Raw genomic sequence first — 23,029 nt, forward strand, 5'->3', positions numbered from 1 at the left:
GCTCACCTTTCCTTATCTGTATCTTCATCTGTATCTTCTGGAATGATCTGACAGTCGGCCGGGAAGCCCGTTGAGCGTCCCGGCTTTCCTGTCATGACGTCATGCCTTTTCGCTTTCTGCTTCATCAACGTCCGTCACTCCTGGCTTTGCCTTGGATGCGCCGAGGTAGTCCGACGCATCGACGAGGCCGAAGCGGTCGTGGAGCGAGAGTGCCGGATGGTAGTACGTACGATAGAAATCGTAGCGGTCCTTGTCCTTCATCATGCGCATCCAGTCTGCCTCCGTGTAGCGCTCGCGGTTGACCCGGTAGTGATCGGCGAGGTCCAGGAGGTTGCCATTGCTGTGCTGCGCATTGACCTGGCCGTAGAAGTGCAGGAACATCCAGCGCTTCTCGTCCGGCTCACCATTGAGCCAGGACGAGAGTGCCTCCTTCGGGTCGTTGATGGCCGTGTCGTTCCAGTATGCGCTCGTCACGCCTTCCTCATAGATCGGCGCCGTGCCGAAGACATTTGTCGTCATGACGCCATTGCTGAACCGCGCCTTGTCGAGGACGTAGAGCTTGTCGAGCAGGAGCTGTCCCTTGCTGACCGAGACGTCGCCGTTCTCCAGCCAGAGGTGCTTGAAGCGGACGCCGCTGCCCTCATTCGTGCGGATGTCGCCGATGTGGAGGTTCTTGATGAGCGCATCGTCCGACGCACCTTTCGGCGTGATCGTCAGCAGCCCCTCGGCACCTTCGCGCTGCAGGATGTCGTCGATGCCGATGTCGGCACCGGCGACCGCGATCTCCTGCCCCGCCGTGATGTGCTTGACATTCATGACCTTGTCCGGGTTGCGAACAAACATGGCCACGAGGTCGCCGTCCATCGTGTCGAGGTAGAGGCTGCCGTTCTTGAGCTCGGTCGCCGCCTCTTTCTTGGCATAGAGGCCGTAGAGGTCGACATTGCCCGTTCCCTCATGGCGGATCGTGACATTGCCATTCGTCGCATTAACAAAGGCCCGGTCGCCATTTTCCTGGCGGTGGCTGTCCTTGATATCGCCCGTGCCCGTCGTGCGCAGCTCGACATTGCCGCTGACTGCGGTCAGGCGGATGTCCTCGGCCTTGCCCGCATCACGGCCGTCAAAGACCATGCTGCCATCGTGCGTGTGCATCTTGATATCCCGATTTGCCGTGACGTCCCGACGCAGCGTGATCGTGCCCGACTGAGCCGCATCTGCGATTGCATCGCGGCCGGCATTGATGAGGCCTGCAAAGGTGATGTCGCCCCTGCGCTTCGTCGCAGCCGAGAGGTCCCTGCCGCTCGTGGTCTGTTCCTCGAACGAGATCGAGCCATCGGTCGTCTCGGCCGTGAGGTCCGTGCCACTCGCCGCCTTGCCCTCGAACGAGATATCGCCGACATCCGTCTTGGCTTGCAGTCTGCCCACCACAGCCTTGGCATCGCCGACGAAGCGAATCTGCCCCGTCTTCTCTGCCGCCGCGCGGATATCCTGCGCTGCCTGCGTCGTGCCGCCGACCTCAATCGCGCCATTGTCCGTCGTCATCTCGATGTCATGTGCGGAATCGACAGAGCCCGTCACGCGGATGTTGCCCTTGTCTTCAAGTTTCTGGCTGTCCGATGCCGAGAGCACCGTGTCGCCGTTCTGCGAAATCAGCGAACCGCCAACTGTGACATTGCCTTCCGTCGCCTGCGCCGTGACCGACGTGTCGCCTGTCACATTGCCCGTCACAGAGACATCGCCGCCGGCTGCCGACAGGTCTGCCGACGTGCCGCTTGTGATATCACCCGTGACCGTGACGCTGCCATTATCGGCCTGTACCGCAGCAGAGGTACCGCTCTGGACATCGCCGTGGATCGAGACATCGCCGTCAGTCGCTTTGGCAAGCGTCGCCTTGCCGCTTGTCAGGCTGCCTTCGACCGTGACACTGCCATCCGCAGACTCAGCTGTAATGTCGGTACCAGCCTTGGCATCGCCCTTCTGTTTGATGTCATGATAAGCGTTCAGGGAAATCGCACCGGTATAGGCCGTTGTTGCGGCACGGTTCTCGATGGAATCGCCAGCCTTCATGGTCACATTGCGCTTTGCTGTGATGGCTGCGTCGTTGATGATGCTACCATCTGTTGCCGTCAGGACGATATCCTGCTCGGCGTGAAGTGCATCGCTGTTATTGAGGCTGCCCTTTGCCGTTTCGCGGATATCCGCTTTGGCATCCAAGCCGCCCGTCGTGACCAGCGAACCTTCGTCGTTTATGAGCGCAATGCCTGCTGCGGCTGCAATCGGGCCGTGGATATCGAGGTCGTTGGCCTCGCCGTTCGCATAATTGCGGACGGTGACATCCTTGGCCTTGCTGCCGTCGGCGAAGATGACTTTCAGGTCCTCATCGCCGCCGTTGCCGAGCACGATGTCCGTCGCCTCGTTGGCGTTATTCAGCGTCACCTCCTTGAACGCATTGAACATCTTGGATTCTGCCTCTGCTCCGCTGTTCAGGCTGATGCCTGCCGCTGCGTCCACAGAAACATCCGAAGCCGTGATGGCATGAGCTGCCGTCTGGTTGATGGAACCGCCGGCCTTCAGGTTCAGCGTAACAGCAGTGAGCGTGCCGTTTTTCAGGTCGATTTCCCTGTCACTTGACAGGTTCACCGTATCTGCCTGCACCTGGCTCACAAGCGTCGACGCGCTTTCATTGCGCCCAAGGCCCAGGCTGGTTTCAGCCGCCACATCAATCGTATGGCCCGGATTCGTCTTCACCGTGCCGAGCAGGAGAAGACCGTCCTGTTCCCCGGCCTTCCTCTTGCCGGCTAGGTAAATATTGCCATCTTTTGCTTCAGCATTGATGGTCGCGCCATTTCCCAGGATGCGTACGCCGCTGTCCTTTGCACCGATGCCGCCCTCTGCCTTCAAATCAAGTAGTCTGCCAGCATTGAGGTAAGCCTGTGCCGATGCGTCAGGACTCATGGCGATATCCTTCCTGGAGGCCAGCACCATATCCTTGCCGGCATAGAGCCCGGAAAGCTGCAGATTGTGATTGCCCACACTGCTGATATACATGCTACCGTCCGTCAGAGCAGACAGGCTGCCCGTGAGGTCGACGTCAATGGGTTTGTCCGTTGCCCCGATGTCGGAACTGCCGCCTTCGAGGATGAGGTCCTTGCCCTTCAGGTTGGCACTGCCATCCTTCAGGGAGTTGGTCACGCCGGCTTTGCCCAGGACGCGAATATCGCCCGTGCTGGTCGTTACTTTGCCCAGCTTCAGAACCGTATCCTTGTTTTCGCCGGATGTGCGGCCGGCCACATAGATATTGCCGTCGGACTGAACATTCAGCTCACCTCTGGCTTCGATGCCCACAGGCACCTTGCCGTAGATGCGGAACACATTCTCACCCTTGTCATTCTTGGTATAGCCCACATCGGAAACGTTGGCATTGACGACTTTCTTCAGGTCATCGAGACGTGCATCCGTGGTGATATCCTTGACCAGCACATCTTCGGCCGCCTTGTCCGAGCCAATGTTCTTCGCGTGGAGCGTGATATTCTGACCGGAAATGTTCGCTTCCTTCAGTTCTGTATCCGTACAGCCCTGAGCCTTGTTGACGATGGCATCGCTGATGGCATAGAGCAGCTCATTTTCCGTCCAGCCGGCACCGGCCTTCTGCAGATTGGCCAGATGATTTTTGGCTGTATCGCTTTTAGCCAGATAGTCGTCAGCACTCGTATAATCGCCGTAGCGGTCTTTCAGGGTCTGATAATTGACGTCATTTTCAGCTGCTTCTTCCTTGTTTGCATAAGCAGTCTTCAAATTTAGGTACTGCGCAAATTCAGACTGGACACCGTCCTTGTATGCGGCCACGTCTTCTGCCTGTTTCTGCTTGTACTGGCCATCGCCATCAATCAGGCCCAGGTCTTTCCAGCCCTGAACAAGGGTTGCCGTATTGCCGCGGTCGATGGTCTCGCCGCTGGGCAGGGCATCGATGAGGCTGCCTGCAGTGGTCAGCGTCACATTGCCGCCCGTCGATTTGATGGTACCGACGCGCATATCGCTGTCTTCTGCCAGATGGATATTGCCTTTGGCCGTGACGTTGACACTGCTGGAAAGCGGGTTCAGCACGTCGACAGCGTGATCCGGTGTTTCCACCTTCAAAGCCGTCGCGGCCGTACCAACGCCTCCCTGCCGGCTGACGATGTCGATGCGATTGCCTTTGACAGCCTCAGCCGTGCTCTGGGTCAGATTGCCCAAAACAGTCAGGCTGACATCGCCATTCGTGTTCTTCGCTTGTACCAGATTGACATGGCCCGCTTTGCCATAGGCACCGTCAACGGTGATGTTCATATTGCCTCTGCCGGTATTGGCCGCGTCGAGCTTCAACGTATCGCCAAGGGACTCGATGGCAATATTCGTCAGGCCCTTTTTGGCACTGAGCCTTACATTATCGCCTTTGAGCAGGCCGCCATTCTGATTGATGGCACCTTCCTGCGATGTGATGGCGATGGTCGAGCCCGCCCCGCTCTGGCTGGACTGGATTTTACCGGTCAGGGCGACATCGGCCTTACTCGTCACATTGATGGCCGAATTGCCATTCTGATTGCCGAGGAAACCAATATCGATGCCATGGTCCGCTTTGACACTGCCCACATACTGCTGGGCCGTACCCGTGTTGGTATCCCATTCGGTGCGTTCCCAATGGAACCAGCCCAGGAAGCCTGTCTTCCAGCGCTTGGTGACCACTGGCTGCGTCCGGGAATTATTCAGGACCACATTGTCGTAGACAAAGACATACTGCTTGTCCTTGTTCGTAAGGCTGCTCGTATCGATATAGACGCCGTTATCATTGGTAAAAGTCTTATGACCCATATCCTGCGGCGTAATTTCCTGTTCATACTTCGTCAGTTCCGTTTCATTCAGCGTCGTGACAGCTCCCCAGAGGCCAGCTTTATGGTCATGCTCATAATGTTTCTTCGTCGTGACTTTCTGGCCGCTGGTCCAGTTGTAGCGCAGGTCTTTCTGTGGATTGTACACGGAAGAAGCACCGCTGGTGCTGAGGACTTTCCAGTCGCCGGCAGCTTTGTCCCAGTTTGTCAGGTCCTTGACCACTGTACGGCTGCGGGTGTATTCCGTGAGCCGGTTGTTGGAAGAGTCGGCAATGCTGATCAGGCCAACATTCTTGTTGCTGATAAGTTTGCCCACCTGCAGAGCCGTGTTCGTATTGTTAGTCACGCTGATGTCATAGGCACCGTCGAGGGCCACAATTTTGCCATTGCCCGTGCTGGAAATGCGGCCGCTCAGATAAATCTTGCCGCCGTGGGCATCGATATCGGGGATGACCAGTTTCTGCGTCGACGGATTGTAGTAGACATCAGGCTGGTATTTGTAGGTACCGTCCGCCTGCAGGACTTTGCCGCCTTCCTGTACAAGATAATACGTTCCTGTGGTGATGACCGCATCGGACAGATTCTGTTTGCCCATGCGCGCCCAGCTGCGGTCCAGTTTCTGGACTTTCGGCATTACTGCATCGGAAACGGTGACTTCGTATTTGCCGTAGCCGCTCTGGATCAGGCCATTGACATTGATGTCCGACGCATTGATGTAGATGTTGTCACCGGCAATGCGCGAACCGCTGCCATTGAGCACAGTATCCTGCGTCCGGTCTTCCTGATGGACTTCCTGATGGACACGGGAGGTGTGTTCATAACCATAGGTTTCGTTGAATGCATTTACATCGCTGTTGAACTGTTTTTTGTACAGCTCTTCCGGGTTGCCGCCGATGTTGACGATGCCCTGGGTAAAGCCCTGGCTGATGCTCTTGCCGGCGGTCAGGTGGATTTCCTTGCCGTTGACTTCCGCCGTGCGGCTGCCTGCACCCTGCAGGAGGATGTTGTAGTTCTTGTCTTCTACCGTAACGACGCCATTTTCCGCCTCCACATTGCCATTGATTTCAATATCGGCCTTCGGGACGAGTTCGGCATCGACCTTTCTGCCAGTCTTATTTTCGTACGCATCGACTTCATCGATTTTTGCCTTGATGGCAGCCGTGCCGTAGTCGCTCTTGATGGTGACCGTGCCGCCGGTACTGGTGGCAGCGTCGGTGCTGACCGTCAGATTGACGGCAGCCGCCTCATCCTGATTGGCACTCTTGATGATCGCAACGGCATCTTTGGCCAGAGATTGGCCATTGTAGTGGATTTCACCGCCCGGATTGACGGCTCGCACATCTCCCACTTTCAGATAAAGATTGGTATGGTTTTCCACAGTGGCTTCCGGACTGCCCTGGGCTTTCAAGGTACCTGCGCCTTTCAGGCTGCCTGCTTCCACCGTGATATTGCCGCCCGAAGCGACGATATCCGGCAGCGTGATGGTATCCACCGTAAGGCCGCTGACAGGCACCAGATATTCCCTGCCATCTTCTCCGATTGCCTTGGACAGAAGGCCCAGGTCGTTGAGTTCGTTGTAGATGCGCGTCTGCTCATCCTGATAGCCTTTCAGCGCCGTCAGGTCCTTGCTGTCACTGTACTGGCTGATCAATTTGGCCAGTTCATAGTAGCGTGTCATCAGGGCATTGGCGTAATCGATGCGTGCATAGGTGATGTTTGCCGTATCGATGCCGCTCGAAGCGTCGATTGTCGGATGCTGGACAGCATTTTCCTGCCCTTTGACGGCTTTGACAGCAGCCAGTTCATCTTGGTCGAGAACGACAATCTGGCCCGACCCGCCGATGACGACTTTTTGCTTGTTCTGCGCGCCGGCCGTCACCTTGCCGTCAATCTGTACATAGTTATCCGTCGTATCGTTGATGTTGTCGGACTTCTTGCCTACCGACGTGCTGGTGAAGTTTTCATTGGCATCGCTGTGATACCAGGTATACTTCACGGACTGTTCACGCAGGTATTTACCGGCTTCATCTGCATACGCATGGACATGGCGTACACTGGAGACGTCTGCGTCCTTGCCGACGACGACCTGATTGGACTGGGTCAGCGTATCCTTGAATTTCGGGACAGCAACGGAAAGAGCCGTCTTGTTGTAGGCTTCCGAATCGACCTGGAGATCCAGGTTGTCCATAGCTCCATTCGCGTCTTTGCCCGCATAGAGATTGACGTCATTGAGGCTGTAGACGCTGCCCTGGACATCGACTTTGTTCGTCCGCTGCAGGGTGTTCTTCACATTCGACGAAGCACCGCCGACGGCGCCGCCCTGGGTATCGGCCACACCTTTGGCCGTTACATTCCAGTCGTCCGAAGCCGCGAGGGTGATATCGCTGTCCGCCGTATCCGTGCGCAGCGAGGTCGTCTTATCGGTGCGGATGGTATTCTTGCTGGTCAGGTGATTGTCTACATCCACCCAGGTTGCCGCACCGGCGCCAGCCGCCTTGATATAGCCGGCCGCGTTGATCTTGCCGCCCGATTCAGCTGCCAGGATCTGGCTGCCGCTGCTCGTAAGGGACGCATTGCCGGCATCCACATTGGCCGTGCGGTTCACCGTATTATTGAGCTTAGTGCCCTGTACCGCTACACCACCATAACCGCTGCCTTCTACGGCATACGTCTTGTTCTGACCGAGATTTGCCTTGCTGTCCGCCTTGGCCGTGAACATGCCGCCGCTGGTAATCCGGCTGTCCGTCAATACGACATCAGCAGCACCGCTGGCCGTATTATCGGCCTTAGTGGCACTGGTACCGACGACAGCTGCCTTGGTGGCATCGGCGTTCAGGTCCATATGATCCGTCTGGGCCGACTGGATGGCTACGTCACCGTTCACATCCCAGCTGCCATTGAGGGTAACCTTGCTGCCCGTATACGTCTTGTTGTCTACAGCACCGGCCAGGTCGCCGCTGATCATGCCGCCGCCGCTGCCGTCGGCTGTCGTCAGATTGTGCGTCGTGCCGCTGGCATTGGCGGACAGCGATTTCAGCTGCGTCTTATTGCCCTGCAGCGTAATCGTCGCAGTATTGGCATCTTTTTCCGTGCCGCTTCCCGTATAGGCCAGATTCGTGCCGCTGGCGAAAAGGCCGCCGACGGTAATGCCGCGGGCATCAGCCGCAGTCTGCGTCGTATTGGCCGAGGTTACGCTGAGAGCCGTTCCCTGATTTTTCTTGAAGGAAGCCTTGCCCAGTGTCACCTCTGTATCGATGTCCGTATTGGCTGTTGCCGTATTGACGACGGCCGTACCGCGGCCGGCCGCTGCAAAGCCCTTGACCTTGGCTTCACTGTTGTTTTCTCCATTCTGGCTTTCGGCGCTGGCTGTGATTTCTGCCTTGTCAACATCGAGAGTCGTGCCGTCAGCTATCTGGACGCCGGCTTCGCCTTTGGCAGAGGCCGTTGCCACAGACGCACTGGCACTGCCGAGAAGGGCAACAGAGAGACTGCCCGTTTCCGCCGTGACAGCCGGACGGGTCGTGGCCTGCAGGCTTGCCGTCTGACCACGGAAGACGCTGTTTTTCTTGCTGTCGCTCTGCGCGACGAGAATCTTAGATGCACCCTCGTCACTTGCCAGGGCAACGACGCCGTTGGCACCGACCAGGCCAAAGGCACCGCCGTACGTTTTGGCCGTGACCACATTGGCCTTATCGGCCTGCAGGCTGGCCGTTCCCTGGGCCGTATGCAGCGCACTTCCCTTGATTGCAAGATTTACATCACTGGTATTGTCTGCCTTGGAGACAAGGGCTCCGGCCGTCACGAGACCTGCCGTCGCGCCGTAGACCGACGACGCCGTCTGGGACTTGTCCTCTGCCTTCATTGTGATACCTTCCTTGTCGGAAGTCAGCGTGGAATCCACAGCTTCGATTTTAGTCTCACCGCTGGAGCTGCTCTGGGCATAGGCCGCGCTGACAGCAGCCACACCGGCGATATTCGCCTGATACGCATCGATGCCCGTCTCGCCACTCTGCGCAGCTGCCACAGAAAGGGCCTTGCCCGCCTGCAGTTTACTGCCACGGATGCTGACGCCGGCATCTTTCTTCGCATCGAGGACAGCAACCGTCGCACTGAGCCCCAGCGAACCCGAAACGCTGGCCGAAGCCGCCGTAATCTTGGCATCGGTCTTGCGATCAGCTCGGAGGGCCATCGTATCTGTCGTGGTGATATCAGAGTTCGTCACTGCCACCTGGGTCCCCTTGGCGTCGCTCTTGCCGGAAGAAGCGGTCACGCCAGAGGCATCGGTGGCCGCGACGCCCGTATCCGCATTGTGGAGGGTGTCCTTGACCACCTTGCTGCTCTCATCCCCGTCATCGGTGGTAGCCGTCTTCTGGGAATCCAGGGCCGTATTGGACCTCTTCAACGCAGCGGTCGTATCAAAAGAAGCCCCGTTATTATCGCTGCTGCCGTAGGTATCCGCCAGTTCGGTGCCGATGGAGGTCACCATTACGTTGGCATTGATGCCGAGGCCGCCCGCCGTAGCTCCCACCAGGTTCTGATCCACATCCATCTCTTCCCGGGAGGTGATGGCCGCTTTTTGGGCCGTGACAGTACTCATGTCCACTTTGGCCAGGGTGGACGTGCCGATGGTGTTGACGCCCACCCCCGTAGCAATGGCGGCACCGCCTGCGCCGTGAATGGCCGCATTGAACGTCGTGTTCACCTTGTTATGGGCATCCACGGTGAAGTCCTGATCGGCCGTCACGGTGCTATCATCCACCACCGCCGAAGTCTGGCTATTCAGGTTGTTGACGGAGATCGTCGAAGCCGCCGCACCCATGGAACCAGCCACACCGGCCACCACCGTGGTCACACCGGTGCTGCTGTCCGCCGCCACGTTCACGGAACCGGAATCGCTCCGGCTGCTGTCTTTCTTCGCCGTAACCTCGCTGCCCACTAGTTCTGCCTTCGTGGCGAAGTCATCGTTGACCACGCCCACACCAGCTCCCACGGCGCCGGAAACCATAGCCGCCGACATTGCTGCCGAAGCGCTGACCAGAGTGGTCTCATGGTCGTGTTTGGCCGAGATGTCCAGGCCCTTGTTGTTGCTGATGATGTTCTTCATGGTGGCGGTCACGGAGCCGTCCAGTTTGGTGGCGGCTGCTGTTGCCGCTACTGCGCCTGACCCGTAGATCCCGCCGGCACCGGCCACGCCGTCCACATTGGTGACGACTGTGGACTTCTGGTCTGCCGTTACGGCCAAGTTCCGGCCTTTGACCGTCTTTTTCGCCGCATCCGTGCCGCTCAGTTCCGCAGCCGTCTCCCGGTCAAGGAGCAGGGTATCCGATGCCGCGCTCACACCGGCCCCGCCATCGGCGCCGATGCCCACAGACAGGGAGCCCACATGGCTTTCGCTCTTAGTCACATCATGGGCTTTCACGGCCACATCACCGGCCATGCTGTTATCCAGCTCGGCATTGATGTCCGTGCCGGTCACCGCCGCCCGGGTGGCCCCGCCGATGTTGTTCACCGTCACCGTGCCGGCGGCACCCACGGCCACCGTGTCAGAACCGGCCAGGCCGGCTGTCAAGGCCACGCTCTTCAGGTTATGCTGACCGGACGCGGTCACAGCCACGCCCTTCTGCGCATCGCCCACCGTCTCGGTCTCCTTGCCCCGGGCCTCCAGGGAACTTTCTTCCACAGTGCTTTCCACATTGCCCGTGATGGCATTGTAGCTGACGCCCATGCCGAGCCCGGCATTGCCGGCCGCACCGCTCACCGTTCCGGCAAAGTTGGTCAGATTTTCCTTCCCGCTGGCCAGTACGCCGATGTTGCCGCTGCTGGTCAGGGTGCTGCCCGTCACAGCAGCCTTCACGTTGTTGCCAATCTGGTTCACGGCGATGTTCCCCGCAAGAGCTACCTTGCCGGCCAAAGCTGCGCCTACACCAATGGACGTAATGGTGGAATTCCCGTCTGCCTGCACGGTGGTATGCTTGTCTTTGACCGTGCTGCCGCTCATGGTGGCCGCAGTATCCTGATTGATGCGGTTGACGGCTACGCCGGCGCCGCCGGCAAAGTCACTGCCGCCGGCACCCACAGCAGCCAGGCTGTTGATGGTGCTCTTGCTGTCCGACTTGACCGTCACATCGGCTCCTTTGTCCGCAGCCTGGTCGACGGTGCTGTCCTTCATTTCCGCCGTCACAGCCTTGTTGACAAGAGCCGTGGCAGCTGCGCCCTGGACGGCCACTTTGCCGGCACCGCCGACGCCTACAGCAGCCGTGGTCAGGGTGGAACCGTCCACCGCCTCAACGGACGTGGACCCGTTTTTCACATGGGTCAGGGTGGTCTTGTTCAGGGCCGCCCGGGTCTTCTGGCTGGCTTTTGCCGTGCTGGTGGAAGCGCCGCCCACATCGTTGTAGGCTACGGCGCCGCCCAGGGCCACTTTGCCGCTGGCACTGACATTGCCTGCAGCGGCCACCCGCACATCGTCGCTTTCCGCTTTCACTTTCACAGCTTTGGCATTGGCCACTGCAGTATCTTTTACCGTATTGGTCCCGTCTTCAGGGCGCACTTCCCCTACTACGGCTTCCGTGTCACTGCCGCCATGGTTCACCACCACGGTACCGTTCACGGCTGCATTCTGGCTGGCGGCCACAGCAGCCCCGATGCCGTAGATCTTGCCCGTATTCTTGCCTTCCACGTCCACGCTCACACCGGTGGACGGCGTTTTCGCTGTCACGCTGCCTCCGGCCAGGTAGGCACCGATGTGGTTGTCCAGGCCATTGTAGGCCAGGGCGGCCCCAACGCCTGCTGTCTTGCCGTAGGCCACGGAACCGGCCACGTTCACAGCCTGTGAATTGCTGGCCGCTTTGACCGCCAGGGAGTCTGCCGTGATGGCCGAATCACTGGCCTTGGCAAGGACCGTGTTGTCCATATCCTGCCAGGTCACGCTGCCCATGCCGCCGAAGTCCTTGGAACCGGCGGCCACACCGGCCGACACGTTGACGGCCAGGGAATCCGCATCCGCCTCGGCCGAGACGGAATCGCCTACAAGGGTGGCGTCGGCGATGGCTGCCGTGAAATCATTGTCGACATTGGCCACGTTGACCGCCGCTCCGGCCGCATTGCCGCTGGAGCCGGCCACGACAAAGGCGGCGCCCACGCTCAGGCTGCCCTTGTTGGCGTCATAGTCCACTGTTTCACCGGCCGTATCCAGGCCGTTGCTGCTGTCGGAGGTCTTGTAATAGGAAGAACCGTCCGTATCCACGCCGGCATCTTCGGCAAACTGCTGATGCTCCTTGTAGTTCCCCAAAAGGTCCTGATACGGCTTGGCTTCTGCCGAACCGCTGGTGGTATCGTGCGCGCGGACCGCGATGGAATCCGCCGTCACCTTGGCACGGCCATCGATGCCGGCCTGCACCGTATTGTGCAGCCCGTTGTAGACCATGGCCCCGGTAAAGGCGTTGTTCGTCCCACTGCCGCCCACGGCGACGCCTGTGGAGATGGCCGCCGTGATCTGCTTGGTGGCCAGGAGGCTCTCGGCATCAGCCTTTTCGATATTCGTATACATCCCGCCGCTGATGCGGGCATCCAGGTCGTTCTTGATATCCGCCACGGTGATGCTGCCGCCCACGGCTGTACCGCCGCCGGTGGCCACATTGGCATTGACGCCGCCCGTGACCTGGAGGTCGCTCTCATAGGCCGTCAGCTTGACAGCGGCCTTCTCGTTAGCCGAAACGCCGGAAACGGTATTCTTCTCGGCGAGAGCCTTCACATCCTTGTCGATGAGGTTGACGGAAACAGATGCGCCGCCCGCGAAGTTGTTGCCGGGCTGGCTGTTCTTGGTCAGGGACAGACCGGTCCCCACTGCCACGGAAGTGCCGCCGGAAAGGGCCGTGACGTCCATGCTCTTGAGGCCCTCGACCGTGCTGTTCTTTACGGCAGATTCGATGGTGTTTTCAATCTTGTTGACGCCCACGGCCCCGCTGAAGGCCGCACTCGTCCCGCTGCTCTGACCCTTGCGCGCCGAGATGGCCGCACCGCCGCTGAAGGCACCGACAAAAGCAGTATCCCGGGCACCTGCCTGCAGGACGCCGTCATTGTTCAGATTGACATGTGCCCCGTCGATGACGGCCTTCGTCGTATCGCTGACGAGGTTCAGCGACACACTGCCTGCCCCGGCAAAGGCAAAGGACGGAGCCGTCTCGGATTTTGTTGGCACAGCACTCTGCGTCCCGCCCTGGGATGCTCCGGCCCCATTGACGGTGCTGATGACATTCTGTACCTTTTTCGAGACGTCATTGATCTTCCCGTTGACGGTATCCGTGAGGCCCGCCAGCTTGCCAAAGCCGTCGCCGAGCTTGTCAAGAGGCCCTTTGTCAGCTTCTGGTTTTTCGGGGTCCTTGCCGCTGGTCGTCACGCCACCGGCCACACTGATGGTGTTGATAAGGCCGGTGGTCTCCGCGCTCACGCCCAGCTTGGAAGCCTGGATGCTGCCGCTTTTTTCATCATCATCGGCTGCATCGATGTTCTCCACTGCCGCCCGGTTGACCACATCCACCTTGTTGATGGCCGCCGCGATGCCGGCAGCAGCCGCACCACTTCCTGCCGAGAGCGACAGGATGGCATTGTTCACATTCGTATCGTTATAGCCAGTAATGGCAATGCTGCCCTTCTTGTCCGCATCTTTAACGGCCTTCAGGACAGCGTCTTTGTCCACGAGGGTCTGATTCTTGCTGTCCGAATCGGTCATGGCCAGCATGCCGCTGATGGCGCTGCCCTCCGCCTTGCCCGCCGAGAGCATGACGCCCGTATGGAAGATGTCCGAGCTGCTCGCAAGCTCCATGTCACCGGCCGTCAGGGCTGCGCCCTTATCGACCTTGACAAGTGTATCCGTATCGAAATTCTGATAATTCACGCTGCCGCCGATGCCGACGCCGCCGGCTGCTTCCGCATCATTCTTCCAGACTTTATTCTTGCCGGTGATGTTGACATCCTTGACGGCTTCTTCGGCCTTCAGGTTCAGCGCATTCCCCGCCGTCAACGACGCATGCTTGCCGACCGTCACATGGCTGCCGTAGTCGAAGTCGGTCGCCGTGACCGCCGCGGCCAGGGATGCCTTGGTGTCACTGCCGCCTCTCGAGACAGCAGCTGCCGAGACATTGGCATACTGATTCGGCTCCGTGAAAGCCACGGCATTCGTGACGACGGCCAGAGCATTCGTGACCACTTCACCAAAAGGCGAGGTCACATCCTGCAGCTGCCCCACAGACTGCTGGATTTTCGTGACAGCATTGAGGATTTCCCATCCTGTCCCCGCGACGTTGCTGATCTTGTTCAGCGTGCCCTCTGCCGTCAGGTTCTTGACATTGGATGTATCCTGCAGATAGTCCGCCGTAAAGGCTGCAGCCATTCTCGTCATGGATGTCTTCAGCTTCTCCAGCTGCTCCAGGATTTCCTTGGCCTGTTCTTGCTTGGCTTCCGGCATGTTCTCAATGGCAGCAATCGCCGTATCGAGCTTCTCGATGCTGCGGTCGAGCTCGCGCTTCATGCGCTCCGGGCGGTGGTATTCCATGGTATTGCTGCTCTGGAGGTTCAAGTTGCCGTCGGCCTTCAGCGTGGCGTGCTGAGCAGCCGTTCCGTCTGCCACCGTGACATCGGCCTGATTGTCCATGCCGGCGTAGACGACGCCTGTTGCGATGGTCACGGTATCCGAGCTATTGTCGCTGTTCTTGAACGAGCTCGTAGCTCCCGAAGCCGCCATCATCGTGTCGTAGACCTTCGATTCCGCCTTGGCCGTCAATTCCTGCCCGGCCTGGACGGAAGCCTTGCTGCCGATATTCACTTTGGCCGTGTTGGTTTCATCCGCCACCGTCACGGCAGCACCGGCCGAGAGCGTCTGACCAAGCGTTGTGCTCAAGGGAACGTCGGTATTTCCGCCGTCCTTCTGAAGCTTGCTCAAGATGCCGGAGACGACCTTGTTCTCCTTGACTTTATTGCTGATGCCCGTGAGGTCTGCCGCCTTCATGGCTTCCGCTTGCAGTTTCCCCATACCCAAGTTGTTGTTGCTCACATGGGTGTTCTCATCCGTAGTATTTGTCGCCTGGATCGTGACATCGTTTTTTGCGTTGACCGTCCCCTGCACATCTACGGCACTCGTGCTCGCGTGGACCACTACATCCACGGCAGCCGTGCCCACTGTCTCATCGGCAGCTTTGGCCGTGGCCGAGGTGTTGAGCTGATGGACCGTGTCCGCCGTGACAGAAGTCGAGCCCTGCTCCGCCTCTGCCGTCCCGTTGATGGCAACCTTGGCATCATTCTTGTGGTCCGTAATGGCCACAGCAGCTGCCAGAGAAGACGAACCTGCCCCAAGTACCCCGCTCTTGACCGTCGTGCTGGCGGAATGATCCACAGCTGACTGGGCATCTGCCTTGATCTGGAGGGCTTTATCCTTGACATTGCCCTTGTCATCCACGGTATCGGCCCCAGTGGCCTTGACTTTGCCGTCAATCTGCACCGTCGCCTCATTCGTGGCCTTGGCATAGCCCATCCCCACAGCCGGAATGGCGCTGGGGACCTTGCTGACCAGCTTGCGCCCCGCAGCCGTCACGCCGGCAGTGCCATCGAGATTGGCCTCGGCCGAAGCAGCCACCTGGCTGCCTTCCACCTGGGCCTCTTTTTCCACCGTCACACTGGCCTTGTTGTCGAGGATCATGACATTGGCACCGACAGGCACCACATAGCTGAGAGTATCCCCCAGATTATCCGTAACGGAATTGCCACTGTCCACATAGGTGTTGTCAGCCTTTGCTGTCAGTTCTACCTGGCCCGCTGCCTTGACATCCCCCTGGACTTTGACGTCAGCCACGGTCTGGGCAAAGGCGCTGGCACCAGAGGCTGAGTCCTTATTGCCGTTGGTGGCTTCTGCCTTGAGCACAACATCTCCAGTCGCCGTGCTCGTCTTGATGGTGCCGTAGTTCTCCACGCTGGCCGTGATGGTCTTGGGCACATTGATTTCCGGGGGCTCCGTGGTCCCGAGAAGGCCTGCCAGTTTGCCAAGGTCATTGAACGCCTTGTCATAGGCATTGGCGTATGCCGCCTTGGCTGCCAGCACGATGTCGCCATTGCCCGTTTGCGTGGCCTGCAGATTGCCAAGACCGGCTGCCGTTTTCTGGTCATCGGTCAGATTGACCAGCGAGGCAAAATCCGTCACGCCCGTCTCGATGGCCGCTGCCTTCTCGACGCCGCCCGCTGCTGTGCCGTCAATCGCTTGCCCTGTCAGATTCCTGCCCACGGCAATCTGCGCAGCGTAGAGCTTCACATCGTCTGCCGCGTTGATCTTGCCCAGCACGCTGATGGTGCCGCTGGGATTGAGCGGGATGAGCGGACTGCCATTCTTGATGGCATTGAGATGATCCTCAGTGGCCGCTCCTTTATCAAAAACGCCTTTCAGCGATCCATAATTCGATTCGCCGGGCAGGGATGTCGTAGCCGGTGCCATGACATAGAGGGCCCCCGTATTGATGACGCCGCTCTTGCCGACGGCCATGCCCTCGGGGCTCAGGAAGAAGAGATTGCCGCCGATCGTGCCGTTCCTGATGGCATTGACCGTGCCGTTGATGTCGATGCGCGTGTTGACGAAGTTCAGGAGATTCCCGGCATTGATTGTCTCGCCTTGCTTGTGGAAGTACAGATTGGCGATATGATTGGCATCCAGCTGGAATTTCGCGAATTCATTGATGGCAATATCGCCGTGGCGTTTCTGGGCATAGATGTTGTAGACGCCACTCTCCGCAGATACCGGCTGGTTATTGACGTCTTTGATCTCCGAAGCATCCACCGCCGTGGGGCTCATCACGAGTCCTGCTGCCATCAGGGCCGAGAGGACCTTATCGGTCAGCCGATTCGCTTCGGTGCGGGTCATGCGGGCCGCATCCTTGGTGCTTGCACGCTCATTCTTTCGATTCGTATAACGTGTATAACTCATGATGATTGCCTCCTTCTTGATGGTCTAGCAGTCAGAACTGGCTGTTGAACGAGAAGTGGACGCGGGCTCTGCTCTGCTCCACTTCATTGACCGTGCGGATCAGCGGGAAGCCGAGGCCGACGTTGAGGTAGGCGTGGGCGCCGAGGCTGCCCTTGAGGCCGAAGCCTGTGCCGGCGAGGCTGCGGTCGTCGAAGGCGCTGCTGCCCCAGACGCGGCCGCCGTCGAGGAAGAGATAGGCCTCGAGTCCTTTGGTGACGGGCACGCTGTATTCAAGGCCCATCGAGAGGCCGCCGTCACCGCCGAGCAGGCTCTCGGTGTAGCCGCGCACGCTGTACATGCCGCCGATGTAGAACATCTCGGCGGATGGCAGATACTGCGTGCTCGAGAGCTGGCCGTCGACGCGCATGGTCCACGACTGGCCGTGCGCAAAGTGCTTGCCAAAGAGCCCATTCATGTTGTATTTGCCGAAATTGCGGTCGCCCTGCATCGTCTGTGCCTTGCCGATGGCGTAGGCGTGCTTCTGGTACCAGATGGTCGAGCGGCCGTAGTCGAGCTGGTCGTAGAACGCCTGCAGCGTCTGCACCGTGTCGTCGACCCAGGGCATGCCGAGGAAGTCCGTGCGCGAGTGCTGGTAGCCGTAGTCGAGGCCAATCTCGGAGCGCACCGTCTCGCTCGTGACGACGGGATTCGTCACGAAAAGGTCGTAGGCATACGAATGGCCGCGGACTTCGAGCGGCTCGAGCGCTCCATCCGTGATGTGGACGCTGTTCGTCGTGTAGTTGACCCCGATCTTGCTGCCCATGCGGTCGAGCGGCGCCGTGTAGCCCGCGGCAAACGACTTTGTACCCTGCGAAGCCATTGTGCTCAGGAACAGCACATCGCGGTTGCCCGTCAGGCTGCGGTCCTGCCAGAAGAAGCCGCCGCGGTAGAGGCCGCTCGACTTATTGCCGGCATTGTCGGCAACGATGCCGAACTGGTACAACTGCGGCTCGCGGACGGCGATGACGTAGTCCGTCGTGCCGACCTCGGCGCCCGCCTTCATCACGATGTGCAGCTGAGCGTCGTTCGTCGCGTTGAAGCGCAGCAGCTCTTCGTTGAGGTCATGGATGTTCGCGACTTCGCCCTTCTTCAGCGAGAGTCGGTGGCGGACGTAATCCTCGCGCGTCGTGCGGTTGTCCGTCAGACTGACCTGCCCCGTCCGCCCCTCGATGAGCTCAATCTTGACGACGCCGTCGTGGATCGTCTGCGGCCCGAGGAAGGCCCGGCAGGTCATATAGCCTCTTTTCTGATAAAGCGCATTTATCTGATTTATCAAGGTATAGAGGTCCGCTAGCTTGACCTCATGGCCGACGTACGGCGCGGCGAGCTGCTGCAGCTCGTCATCCGTCAGCACGGACGAGGCGCTCCACTCGATCTTCTTGAGCGGAAACGAAATATTGCCGCCCTGCTGCGCTTCCGGCACATCGGCGCCCTCGACGCCTGCTGTATTGTTCTCCTTGGCTAGGCGCTCGCGCGCCTGCTGTTCTTCGAGATACTGGCGCGTGCGGCTCAGCTGTGCGCCCGAATCGTTGTAGCCCGCCGGGCGGGCGGCCGGCGGCTCCGTGCCATCCGGCGCCGCCTCGGCCGCCATCGGCAGGGCCAGCAGCACGGCGAGCACCAGTGCGCATCTGCCGCGTGCGCGCATCGCCGCATCTTTATGGGAAAGATGTATCATCAGAGGTTCCCCCTTCTATCCTGCATCGTCGTGTCCATTGGTATTCCTTCTGGTATTCGTTTATTTTTTCTTCCGTTCTTTGTCATGCGGAGCCCTCTCCGCCTGCCCCGCCTCGCATTTCTTTGCCACGCGGTCCAGGACTTTCAGGACATCATGGCTGGTATCGCCCTCACTGTCGAGCAGGGGGCCTGTCGTGCAGAGTGTGCGGATGAGCTTGGCGAAGAGCATCTCCCGACAGTCGACGTTGAACTTGTTGAAGATCATGCGCACGTGGTACTGCACGGTGCGGTAGGTGATGCCGATTGCGGCGGAGATCTCCTGATACGTCTTGCCGTGCATCATGAGCACGAGCACCTTGCGCTGCTGGGAGCTCAGGTGCGGGATTTCCTTGAGCTCGAGCTCGGAGAGCAGATTGAGGAAGTAGGTGTAGGTCTGCCGCCCGAATTCTTCGGGCCAGCGCTCATCGCCCTTCATCGCATGCCAGGGGTTCGAGGTATGGACCTGGCAGATCTTGAATTTGCCGCGCTCCCAGCGGATCGTGACGGTCGAGCGCTGGCGCTCCTGCATGACGTTCTTCTTCTCCTCGAGCTGGACAGTCAGCAGGTATTCGCAGAGCACGACACAGGCGCGGCTGCCGATGGGCTGCGCATCGTAGCGTTCCTCGGAGATGGCGATGAGCGGCACGGCTCCTGACTGGCGCTGCTCCGCAAAGTAATGAAGCGCCTCGTCATAGCTGCGCAGGTATTCCTCCGGGCCCGCGCCGATCCAGCTGAAGTTCTTCTCGTCCATCTGTTCCATGATTTTCCAGATGCTCTTGCGCTTCTGGTAGAAATCCCAGACGAAATCATGCGCGATCTCTTTTGCTTTGTCTAAGAATGCATTTTGTTCGACCATTGTCATCACCTCTTCTTCTACTAGCTCTATTCTACCAAAAATAAAACGGGATAACCCTGTCATATCCGACAGGGTTATCCCGAAATTGCACAAAAAATACCATAAACGTACAGGAACGTGCACGAAATGGCAAAAAAATCAGCGAGTCATCTCATGGCCGTCCTCTCTGCCCCGCTCTGCACCGGACAGCTGTTCTTGCTGCTCATCAGGCGCAGTCTGGACATCCTGTGTATCCTCTGCATCCCTTACATCCTTTACATCCTTTGCATCATCTGCATTGTCAGCGGAATCGCCAGCCTCAATCATCTCTGCTTCCTCTGTTTCCGCTGCACTTTCGGCAGAGGCCGTCTGTTCACGAATCTCCTCCGCCTTCGGCGCCGCGTTCTCGTCCGGCATCACCATGGCATACGGCGCCCACTGCTCCGGCGGCTGGCTCATGATCATCTTGGCCAGCTGGAAGCCGTTGACGCGCGCGAGTTTCCCGTATGTGAAGCGCGGATCATCCGTGACCTCGCGGCCGAACCAGTACGGGATCTCAAAGGCTCGCGCTTCTTCTTCGTTGTCGAACTCCACTTCGACGTAATCAAAGCCCCTGAGATGGCCGCTGTGCCGGTTGTACTCTGCAACGTGGCCATCCGCAAGCGGCAAGTAGTAGCGGCGTTTCTCGATGAAGAAGGTGTTCTTCTCCAGGCATTCGACGAGATGTGAGAACTCGCGCGAGCTGATTGCAGTCTCCCACTCCTCGCGGACAAGCCCTGCGCCGCGCTTCACTGTCAGGTAGAACTTCTCCTCCCCCTGCATCGGCCGGACCGCGCGGATGCGGATCTCCGGCAGCAGCGAGACATAGCCCTGCAGGATGGAGTCGTATCCACTCGGCAGGGATGGAATGATATCAACGAGAAACTGACGTTCTATCTCCATATGACACCATCCTTCTTCCCTATCACGTTCCTTATCACATTCATGCTATAATCCCCTTCAGCATATCATACTTTCAATATGATTTATCTTAGTATAACTTGTATTCTAACACATCATGCCCTCGATTTCACTAAAAAAGAAACGGTTCTCCTGCTTTGCACAGAAGAACCGGGTAGACAAGAGTGTGCGCTTTATTTCCTGTATTCTTCTGCCAGCTTCTTGAAAAGCGGAAGCGAACGTTCAATCGTCTCCGTCTTGATGCAGTAAGCCGCGCGGAAGTAGCCCGGGCAGCCGAAATCCGTGCCCGGCACGAGCAACAGGTCGTACTTCTTGGCGCGCTCGCAGAACGCGTAGTCATCGTCCTCGAGCGCCTTCGGGAAGAGGTAGAACGCGCCCTGCGGCTTGACGCAGGTGAAGCCCGCCTCGATGAGGCCGTCGTAGAGCAGCTGGCCGTTCTTGCGGTACGTCGAGATGTCGGACGGCTTGCCGGCGCAGCGTGCGACGACGAGCTGCCAGAGCGACGGCGCGTTGACGTGCGTGAGCACGCGCGCAGCACCGGCGATGGCGCCGTAGACCTCGGCTGCGCCCTCGAGCTCGTCCGGCACGACGATGTAGCCAATGCGTTCGCCCGGCAGCGAGAAGGACTTGCTGTAGGAGTAGCAGACGAGCGTGTCGCGGTAATAGCACGGGATGTACGGCACCGTGTTGCCCTCGTAGGCGATCTCGCGGTACGGCTCATCGGAGATGATGTAGATCGGGTGGCCGTACTCCGCCTCCTTGCGGCGGAGAATGGCAGCGAGCTCCTCGATCGTCTCTTCCGAGTAGATGGCACCGCTCGGGTTGTTCGGCGAATTGACGATGACGGCCTTCGTGTGCGGCGTCAGGCGCGCCTCAAAGGCCGCAAAGTCAATCTGGAAGTCCTCGACGCGCGCCGGCACGACGACGAGCTTGCCGCCGACCGACTCGACGAAGCAGCGGTACTCGGGGAAGAACGGCGCAAACGCAATGAACTCATCGCCTTCCTCGCAGAGCGCCTTGAAGCAGATCGTGATGGCAGCGGCAGCGCCGGCCGTCATGAAGAGGTTCTTGCCCGCAAAATGCGTGCCGAAGCGGTCGTTGATGCTCTTGGCCAGCGCCTCGCGAACCTGCGGATTGCCCGGCGCGATCGTGTAGCCGTGGACAGCCTCCGGCGGCATCGTCTGCAGGATGTCGATGGCCGCCTGCTTGACGAACTCCGGCGTCGGCACATTCGGATTGCCGAGGCTGAAATCATAGATATTCTCCTCACCGACCTCCGCCGCGCGCTTGCGGCCAAACTCAAAGATCGTGCGGATCGTCGACTTCTTTGTACCGAGTTCATACATCTTCTTTGAAATCATATGATAACCACCCTTTATCATGTTCTTGTCATAATGTTCTTTTACGATGCCACATGTCACGGACACCATGGACATAGTTCTTTCAGTCCAGAACGCAATTAACATTTTACCACAACGATCGGCGAAATGCACGAAAAAAGATGCCGGACAGAACGTGCTAACAAGTGATTCTTGGTGCTTATCCGTGCAAATAACGAGCAGAACGAGACGTATAGAAAAAGACCCCAGATAAGCCAGAACCATTGATATCATTGGCTTTCTGAGGTCTTTTGTCTTTGTGGTCATTCCTGGAAGTATTTCATGGAAATCTTCTTCCACTCACGTTTGGTGTAGAGCATGGCGCGCTCTTTGACGCCTGTCTCGGCGGCGAGGCCGGCGACGATCTGCTCGCACTCCTCGCGGCTGTGGCCGTGGACCATCGTGTAGAGGTTGTAGGGCCAGTCGGGTGCGGTCGTGCGGTCGTAGCAGTGCGAGACGGACGGCGACTCGGCCATCTTGCGGGCGACTTCGTCGAGGCGCTCGGGCTCGACCTGCCAGGCGACGAGGACGTTTGACGAGAAGCCGACCTCGCGGTGTCGCAGGACGGCGCCCATCTTGCGGATCTTCTTCGAATCGGCCATGGCCTTGACGCGCGCGAGGAAGAGCTCCTCGCTGACGCCGATCTGCTCGGCCATTGCCTTGTAGGGCTCGGCGACGAGCGGGAAATCGCCCTGCAAGGCGCAGATGATCTTCTTGTCTAATTCGTCGATTGTAGGATTACCGGTACTTGTGCGATGTTCTGACATTGGCGGGGTCCCCTTTGCTTGCATTGCTTGTCTCATCAGGCCAGCTTGAACTGGACGTTGATCTTGTATTTCTTCTGCGATTTGAGGTTGAGCATGCTCTCGACGCCGGGCAGGGCGCGGATCTCCGTGAGGATCTCGTGCTCCTTGTCGAGGCCCGGCGTCAGCAGGGTGAACCAGAGGTTGTAGCGGCCCTCGCGCTCATAGTTGTGGGTGGCACCGGGGTAGCGGTTGATGGCCTTGGCGACGGCCTCCATCTTCTCGGGGTCGACGCGCAGGGCGACGAGCGTGCCCTTGTAGCCGAGGCGGCCCGAATTGAAGAAGGTGCCGATGCGGCGCAGGTAGCCCTCCTCTTTGAGGACCTGCAGGCGGTCGATGACGGCTTCTTCCGTTGTGCCGAGCTTTTCTGCCAAGGCTGCGAACGGGCGGCTGCAGACGGGCAGGCTGCCCTGCAGCAGGTTCAGTAAGTCTTTGTCAAACGTTGTCAGCTCCATGATGATTCCCCCAAGATT

At 59.0% G+C, this 23,029-nt stretch carries 8 protein-coding genes; all 8 read right to left on the reverse strand.

The features are described 5' to 3' along the window. Positions 1 to 2 precede the first annotated feature (2 nt). Positions 3 to 128 (reverse strand): hypothetical protein, encoded by a 126-nt coding sequence (locus B2X55_RS07895; protein WP_286821628.1) that lies wholly within the window; start codon positions 126 to 128, stop codon positions 3 to 5. Continuing rightward, positions 100 to 16,827, reverse strand: coding sequence for a leukotoxin LktA family filamentous adhesin (locus B2X55_RS07900; RefSeq protein ID WP_286821629.1), 16,728 nt, complete (start codon positions 16,825 to 16,827; stop codon positions 100 to 102). The genes B2X55_RS07895 and B2X55_RS07900 overlap by 29 nt, the downstream gene beginning before the upstream one ends. A gap of 31 nt (positions 16,828 to 16,858) precedes the next feature. Beyond that, a complete protein-coding gene (locus B2X55_RS07905) occupies positions 16,859 to 18,541 on the reverse strand; it encodes a ShlB/FhaC/HecB family hemolysin secretion/activation protein (RefSeq protein WP_286821630.1) in 1,683 nt (560 codons plus the stop codon). 60 nt (positions 18,542 to 18,601) lie between these two features. Then, the gene (locus B2X55_RS07910) at positions 18,602 to 19,435 is read right to left on the reverse strand and encodes a LuxR C-terminal-related transcriptional regulator (RefSeq protein ID WP_286821631.1); all 834 of its coding nucleotides are present in this window, start codon (positions 19,433 to 19,435) and stop codon (positions 18,602 to 18,604) included. Between the two features lie 138 nt (positions 19,436 to 19,573). Beyond that, positions 19,574 to 20,356: a CYTH domain-containing protein gene (locus B2X55_RS07915; RefSeq protein ID WP_286821632.1), complete on the reverse strand. Its 783-nt coding sequence runs from the start codon at positions 20,354 to 20,356 to the stop codon at positions 19,574 to 19,576. A gap of 191 nt (positions 20,357 to 20,547) precedes the next feature. After that, positions 20,548 to 21,735, reverse strand: coding sequence for a pyridoxal phosphate-dependent aminotransferase (locus B2X55_RS07920; RefSeq protein WP_286821633.1), 1,188 nt, complete (start codon positions 21,733 to 21,735; stop codon positions 20,548 to 20,550). Between the two features lie 281 nt (positions 21,736 to 22,016). Then, positions 22,017 to 22,520 (reverse strand): AsnC family transcriptional regulator, encoded by a 504-nt coding sequence (locus B2X55_RS07925; RefSeq protein ID WP_286821634.1) that lies wholly within the window; start codon positions 22,518 to 22,520, stop codon positions 22,017 to 22,019. A gap of 35 nt (positions 22,521 to 22,555) precedes the next feature. Then, on the reverse strand, positions 22,556 to 23,011 hold the full coding sequence (locus tag B2X55_RS07930) for an AsnC family transcriptional regulator (protein ID WP_036376503.1): 456 nt from the start codon (positions 23,009 to 23,011) through the stop codon (positions 22,556 to 22,558). Positions 23,012 to 23,029 lie beyond the last annotated feature (18 nt).

The organism is Mitsuokella sp. UBA4253, from assembly GCF_002395285.1.
In the GTDB taxonomy this organism is placed as follows: domain Bacteria; phylum Bacillota; class Negativicutes; order Selenomonadales; family Selenomonadaceae; genus Mitsuokella; species Mitsuokella jalaludinii.